This is a genomic window from Mycobacterium sp. TH-M116 (genome assembly GCF_057473685.1).
Window position 1 is genome coordinate 1 of record NZ_JBYCLC010000153.1, and the last position, 6547, is coordinate 6547.

6 protein-coding genes are annotated in these 6547 nt (G+C 68.8%); 4 read left to right on the forward strand and 2 right to left on the reverse strand.

Annotated features, from left to right (window positions below; all coding sequences use genetic code 11):
* Positions 1 to 2020: thioredoxin domain-containing protein (locus tag AC2VOK_RS07520; RefSeq protein WP_428899908.1), on the forward strand; the 2020-nt coding region annotated here is incomplete at its 5' end.
* Positions 2021 to 2042: 22 nt separating this feature from the next.
* Complete coding sequence (locus tag AC2VOK_RS07525) at positions 2043 to 2426, forward strand: nuclear transport factor 2 family protein (RefSeq protein WP_421528536.1); 384 nt, start codon at positions 2043 to 2045, stop codon at positions 2424 to 2426.
* Positions 2427 to 2439: 13 nt separating this feature from the next.
* Here AC2VOK_RS07525 and trhA read toward each other — a convergent pair whose 3' ends face one another.
* Positions 2440 to 3246 carry a PAQR family membrane homeostasis protein TrhA gene (gene trhA / locus AC2VOK_RS07530; RefSeq protein ID WP_428899909.1) on the reverse strand — a complete coding sequence of 269 codons (807 nt, stop codon included), beginning with the start codon at positions 3244 to 3246 and terminating at the stop codon, positions 2440 to 2442.
* 150 nt (positions 3247 to 3396) lie between these two features.
* Here trhA and AC2VOK_RS07535 point away from each other — a divergent pair, with 150 nt between their 5' ends.
* The gene (locus AC2VOK_RS07535) at positions 3397 to 4185 is read left to right on the forward strand and encodes a (2Z,6E)-farnesyl diphosphate synthase (RefSeq protein WP_421528538.1); all 789 of its coding nucleotides are present in this window, start codon (positions 3397 to 3399) and stop codon (positions 4183 to 4185) included.
* Positions 4186 to 4358: 173 nt separating this feature from the next.
* On the forward strand, positions 4359 to 5459 hold the full coding sequence (locus AC2VOK_RS07540; RefSeq protein ID WP_428899910.1) for a methyltransferase: 1101 nt from the start codon (positions 4359 to 4361) through the stop codon (positions 5457 to 5459).
* 16 nt (positions 5460 to 5475) lie between these two features.
* On the opposite strand, the gene coaA is transcribed toward AC2VOK_RS07540, so the two are convergent.
* The gene (coaA, locus tag AC2VOK_RS07545; protein ID WP_428899911.1) at positions 5476 to 6414 is read right to left on the reverse strand and encodes a type I pantothenate kinase; all 939 of its coding nucleotides are present in this window, start codon (positions 6412 to 6414) and stop codon (positions 5476 to 5478) included.
* Positions 6415 to 6547: the final 133 nt, after the last annotated feature.

Genomic DNA, 6547 nt, shown 5'->3' on the forward strand with positions numbered 1-6547 from the left:
CCCCGCTGACCTCTCCGAGACGAACACCCTCGGGCTGGCGGCCAGTCCATATCTGCGCCAGCACGCCGACAATCCCGTGCACTGGCAGCAATGGACGTCGGAGTCGCTGGCACTCGCGGCTGCGCGCGACGTGCCGATCTTGCTGTCCGTCGGCTACGCCGCCTGCCACTGGTGTCACGTCATGGCCCACGAGTCGTTCGAGGACCATCAGGTGGCGGACGCGATGAACGCGGGGTTCGTCTGCGTCAAGGTCGACCGGGAGGAGCGGCCGGACATCGACGCGGTCTACATGAGCGCCACTGTCGCGCTCACCGGGCGGGGCGGGTGGCCGATGACGTGTTTCTTGACGCCCGACGGCCGGCCGATCTTCTGCGGCACCTATTACACGAAAAAAGATTTCCTGCAGATCCTTTCGGCGGTCACCCAGGCCTGGCGGGAACGGCGCGACGAGGTCGAGGAGGCGTCCGACCGCATAGCCGGGGAGTTGCGGGCGATGACGGACGCGTTCTGGGAGCAAGCAAGCGGGGGCCCGGCGTTGGTCCCCGCAGTCTGCGACTACGCAGTCGCGTCGCTCCTGGCCGGCGAGGACAAGGTCAACGGCGGCTTCGGCGACGCACCCAAGTTCCCGTCGGCCGCCGTTCTCGAGGCGTTGTTGCGCAACTACGAGCGCACCAAGTCGCGGGCCTCCCTGGAGGCGGTCGAACGCGCCGGCGGCGCGATGGCCCGTGGCGGCATCTACGATCAACTGGCCGGCGGCTTCGCCCGCTACAGCGTCGACAACGCCTGGGTGGTTCCGCATTTCGAGAAGATGCTCTACGACAACGCGCTGCTGCTGCGCGCCTATGCGCACTGGTTCCGCCGCACCGGAGATCCGCTGGCCCGCCGCGTCACCGCCGAGACAGCGCGGTTCCTGCTCGTGGAGCTCTCCGACGCCGACATGTTCGTCTCGTCTCTGGACGCCGACGCCGACGGCCGCGAGGGTTCGACCTACGTCTGGACCCGCAAGCAGCTGAGCGATGCGCTCGGCGATGACGACGGCCGTTGGGCCGCAAAACTTTTCACGGTAACCCGATCCGGCACTTTCGAGGACCGGACCTCGGTGCTGCAGCTGCGCGAAGACCCCGACGACCCGCAACGGCTGGAGCGGGTGCGCTCGGCGCTGCTGGCCGCCCGCCGCACCCGGGCCCAGCCGGGACGCGACGACAAGGTCGTCACCTGCTGGAACGGGCTGGCGATTGCCGCGCTCGTCGAAGCCGGCGTGGCCCTGGACGAGCCGGAGTTGGCCCGCGCCGCGGCGCGGTGTGCGGCGAAGCTGCTGGAACTGCACGTCGCCGACGGCCGGCTGCGGCGTTCCAGCCTGGGCGGGGTGGTCGGTGACAGCGCCGCCACCCTGGACGATCACGCCACGCTGGCCGCCGGGCTGCTGGCGCTGTATCAGGTCACCGCCCAGGAGAACTGGCGCACGGGTGCGATCGGGCTGCTGGACACGGCGATGCAGCACTTCGCCGATCCGTACCGGCCAGGCCGCTGGTTCGACACCGCCGACGACGCCGAAGAGCTGATGTTGCGGCCCGCCGACCCGTTGGACGGGGCGACGCCGTCGGGCGCGTCGTCGATCACCGAAGCGCTGCTGACCGCCGCGCATCTGGTCGACGGGCCCCGCGCCGAGCGGTACCTGCAGGCAGCCTCCGATTCGCTCAATGCGCATTCGATACTGCTGTCGCAGGCGCCCCACTCGGTCGGTAACTGGGTGTCCGTCGCCGAGCTGGCGGTTCGCGGGCCGCTGCAGATCGCGGTCGCCTGCGACCCGGCACACTCCGAGCTGCTGACCGAGGCCCGCCGCCTGGCGCCCGGCGGGGCGATCGTCATCGGAGGGGCGCCGGACTCGTCGGCGTTGTTCGCCGGCCGCAGTCGGGTGCGCGACGCCGACACCGCCTACGTGTGCCGCGGCCGGGTGTGCGATCCCCCCGTGACCCGGGCAGCCGATCTGGCCGCGGCCCTGGGTGTCCCCCGGCGATAGCCCGACCGTTACCCTGCCTCACATGCCGCACTCCGACGACCGGACTCGAGCGATCACCGACACCGTCAACCGCTACATCGCGCTGATCGCCACGGGCAGCGCCGACGACCTGGTCGAGCTGTATGCCGACGACGCCTCCGTCGAGGACCCGGTCGGCGGCGAGGTGCACATCGGCCGGCAGGCGATCCACCGCTTCTACTCCGCGATCGACGACGCACGGCGCGAATGCGAACTGGTGTCGCTGCGGGTGGCCGGCGACGAGGCGGCTTTCCAGTTCCGGCTGACTGTGAACACCGGCGGTCACCGGATGGTGATCGAGCCGATCGACGTCATGGCCTTCGACGATCGCGGCAGGATCGCGACGATGAAAGCGTACTGGTCGGCCGCCGACGTGACCCAGCTCTGAAAGTTCGCCTCGATCAGGCCGGGTGGCCGACGTAGAAGACGGCCAGCCACATCGCGATGTAGTGCAGAACCGCCGCGAGCACGGTGAACGCGTGGAACACCTCGTGGTAGCCGAAGGTGCGCGGCCACGGGTCGGGCCAGCGCAGCCCGTAGAACACCCCCCCGACGCTGTACAGCACACCGCCGACTGCCAGCAGTACCATCGCGGCCACCCCGGCCGTGTGGATGATCGTCGGGGAGTACCACACCGCCACCCAGCCCAGCAGCAGATACAGCGGCACGCCCACCCACCGGGGTGCCGTCGGCCAGAACACCGTCAGCAGAATCCCGGCCACCGCGCCGCCCCACACGATCCACAGCACCACCACCCCGGTGTTCTGCGGCATGGCCAGGCGCGCGAACGGGGTGTAGCTGCCGGCGATGAACAGATAGATCGTCGAATGGTCCAGCCGTCGCATCCACAGCCGTGCGGTCGCCGATTTCCACTGGACGCGGTGATAGGTCGCGCTGACGGCGAACATCGCCACCGTGGCGGCGGCGTAGACCAGTGTCGAATGACCCGCGCGCGGCGAGGCGACCGCCCAGGAGACCGACACCAGCGTCGCCCCGCACACCACCGCCAACCACGCCGAGTAGAAATGGATCCAGCCGCGCATCCGCGGCCTGGTTAAGACGTCGGCGGCACCCTTGACGAGCTCTTCGACCGGGTTCTCCTGGCCGCGCCCCGGTGCTCCGGGCCCCGCATTGGGCCCCGCATTGGGCCCCGCATTGGGCCCCGAATTGGGCCCCGAATTGGGGGAAGTGCTGGTCTGGCTGCTCATGGCTCCTTTTTCCTGCCACGTCGAGTGCGTGTCGAGGGCCTGTCGTGCGACCACCCTAGCCGCGAATGGTTACGCGATGGTGTCGGCCGTTCGCGGCATCCGGTGCAATGGCGGTCGAAATCGCTGGGCCCGACAGTAGGGTGGGTCTTCGTGGAGATCATTCCGCCCCGGCTCAAGGAACCGCTCTACAAGATCTACGAGCTGCGGTTGCGGCAGGGCTTGGCCGCCTCACGAGCCGAATTGCCGCGCCACATCGCGGTCCTGTGCGACGGGAACCGGCGCTGGGCGCGCGACGCCGGTCACGACGACGTCAGTTACGGGTACCGGATGGGGGCGGCCAAGATCGCCGAGATGCTGCGCTGGTGCCAGGAAGCGGGCATCGAGATGACCACCGTCTATCTGTTGTCCACCGAGAACTTGCAGCGCGATCCCACCGAGCTGGCCGGGCTGATCGAGATCATCACCGAGGTCGTCGAGGAGATCTGTGCGCCGGCCAACCGCTGGAGCGTGCGCACCGTCGGGGACCTCGAGCTGCTCGGCGAGGAGCCGGCCCGGCGGCTGCGCGGCGCGGTCAAGTCCACACCGCTCGCGGCGTCCTTCCATGTCAACGTCGCGGTCGGCTACGGGGGACGCCGGGAGATCGTCGACGCGGTGCGGGCGTTGCTGAGCAAAGAACTCGCCAACGGCGCGACCGCCGAGGAACTCGTCGACGCCGTGACCGCCGACGCCATCTCCGAAAACCTCTACACCTCTGGGCAACCCGACCCCGACCTGGTGATCCGCACCTCGGGCGAGCAACGCCTGTCCGGCTTCCTGCTGTGGCAGAGCGCGTACTCGGAGATGTGGTTCACCGAGGCGCACTGGCCCGCGTTCCGCCGGGTGGACTTCCTACGTGCGCTGCGCGCCTACAGCGCGCGGCACCGCAGGTACGGCAGGTAGCCGAGACGGCCGACGTGCTACAACCGGGCTGCAACCGGGCCACAACCGGGCATATGGCGACCCCCACGTTGACGAACCGGATGCAGCGGCGCCGCGGCCGCTACGCTCGCAGCCGGGGCATCGACTACCGAAGGCCACCGAAGACCACCGAAGACCACTGAAGGGGCACTGGAATGGCTATGTCGACGATTCCGCCCGCGAAAGTCGTCCGGGCGATCGAACGTGCCAGGCACCACCTGGGCCGGCTGTACCGCCGGACGCTTCCCGCTCCGGCGGTCCTGCTGGAAATGCTGATGGACGCGTGGGTGTCGCAAGCGATCACGACGGCGGCCGACCTCGGCATTGCCGACGCGCTGGCGAAAGGTCCGCTCTCGGCCGCGGATTTGGCGAAGGCGGTCGATGCGGACACCGACGCGCTCGCCCGATTGATGCGCGCCCTCATCTCGCGCGGGATTTTTCGCCGACGCCGCGACGGCCGCTACGACCTGACCCCGTTGGCGCAGCCGTTGCGTCGCGACGCCGAGGTCTCCCTGGCCGCGTGGGCCAGGTGGGCGGGTTCGCCCCAGTTGCGTGAGCGTTGGAGCCATCTGACCGAGGGTATCCGCGAGGGTCGGTGCGTCGCCGCCGAGATGCGCGGCCAGAACATGTTCGACTACCTGGCCGGCCAGCCGGAACTGAACGCCATCTTCAACGAGGCCATGACCAACGTGTCCGAACTCTCGATCGCCCCGCTCATGGCGGCCTACGACTTCGGGCGCTTCGGTGCCAACCCCACCGTCGTCGACGTCGGGGGTGGGCACGGCCGGCTGCTTTCGGCCATCCTCGCCGCCACACCGCAGGCGCGCGGCATCCTGTTCGACATGCCCCAGGTCGTGGCGGGCGCCGTGGAGGGACTCCGCAGATACCGTGTCGACGGCCGCGTCGAAATCGCCGAGGGATCGTTTTTCGACGACGTCATACCCGCCGGTGGCGACGTCTACGTCCTCAAGAACGTGATTCACGACTGGCTCGACGACGACGCGGAGCGCATCTTGCGCAACGTGCGCTCGGCGTGCGGCAAGGGCAAGCACGTCGTCCTTGTCGAACTGGTGATCCCCACCCACGACCGAGATTTCGCGGGCAAATGGCTGGACCTGGACATGTTCGTCAGCGCCGCCGCGGCCGAACGCACCGCCGAGGAATACAGCCGGCTCCTGCAGCGCACCGGCTTCCGGCTGGTGCGGGTGGTCGAAACCGCGTCCCCGTTCAGCCTCATCGAGGCCGAAGCGGTGTAGGCGCGGAGCCCGGCAGCTACAGTTTGCGCAGACGCAGCCGGTTGATGGAGTGGTCGGCGTCCTTGCGCAGCACCAGGGTCGCGCGGGGCCGGGTGGGCAGGATGTTCTCCACCAGGTTGGGCCGGTTGATCGACCGCCAGATCTCGCGCGCGGCGGCGACGGCCTTGGTGTCGTTGAGGGCCGCGTAGTGGTGGAAGTGCGATTCGGGATCGGCGAACGCCGTGCTGCGCATCGCCAAAAACCGCGAGACGTACCACTGCTCGATGTCTTCGATGCGCGCATCCACATACAGCGAGAAGTCGAACAGGTCCGACACCATCAGGGTCGGACCGGTCTGCAGGACATTGAGGCCCTCCAAGATCAGGATGTCGGGATGCCGGACCACCTGTTTGGCTCCTGGAATGATGTCGTAGTGCAGGTGGGAGTACACCGGCGCGCACGCGTACTCCGACCCGGACTTGACCGTCGTCACGAAGCGCATCAGCGCCCGCCGGTTGTAGCTTTCGGGGAAACCCTTGCGGTGCATGAGGTTTCGCCGGTCCAACTCGGCGTTCGGGTGCAGGAAGCCGTCGGTGGTCACCAGGTCGACCCGCGGGTGGTGTCCCCAGCGGGCCAGCAGGGCCTTGAGCACGCGCGCGGTCGTGGACTTGCCGACCGCAACGCTGCCGGCAACGCCGATGATGAACGGCACCGGCCGATCCGGGTTCTGCTGCGGCTCGCCGAGGAACTCGGCGGTGGCAGCAAACAGACGCTGGCGGGCGGCGACCTGCAGGTGGATGAGCCGAGCCAGTGGAAGGTAAACCTCTTCGACCTCGAGCAGGTCGAGCTGCTCGCCGAGTCCGCGCAGGCTGACGAGTTCGGCTTCGGTCAGGGCCAGCGGCGTCGACATGCGAAGCGCACGCCATTGCTTTCGGTCGAACTCCACATAAGGACTCGGCTCGCCAAGCCGCGGCATGCTGCAAGTGTGGCAGGGGCCGTCGGGCGCTCAACGCCTGGGCTGGCCAAAAGCGCCGCTCGATAGACTGGCGCTTGTGACTGCTGCACCTGACGCTCCCGCCACCTCGCCCGGCACGGCCACCTCGCCCGGC

Coding starts and splice junctions, on each gene's coding strand:
- AC2VOK_RS07525 (WP_421528536.1), top strand. CDS start 2,043: ATGCCGCACTCCGACGACCGGACTCGAGCGATCACCGACACCGTCAAC.
- trhA (WP_428899909.1), bottom strand. CDS start 3,246: ATGAGCAGCCAGACCAGCACTTCCCCCAATTCGGGGCCCAATTCGGGG.
- AC2VOK_RS07540 (WP_428899910.1), top strand. CDS start 4,359: ATGGCTATGTCGACGATTCCGCCCGCGAAAGTCGTCCGGGCGATCGAA.
- coaA (WP_428899911.1), bottom strand. CDS start 6,414: ATGCCGCGGCTTGGCGAGCCGAGTCCTTATGTGGAGTTCGACCGAAAG.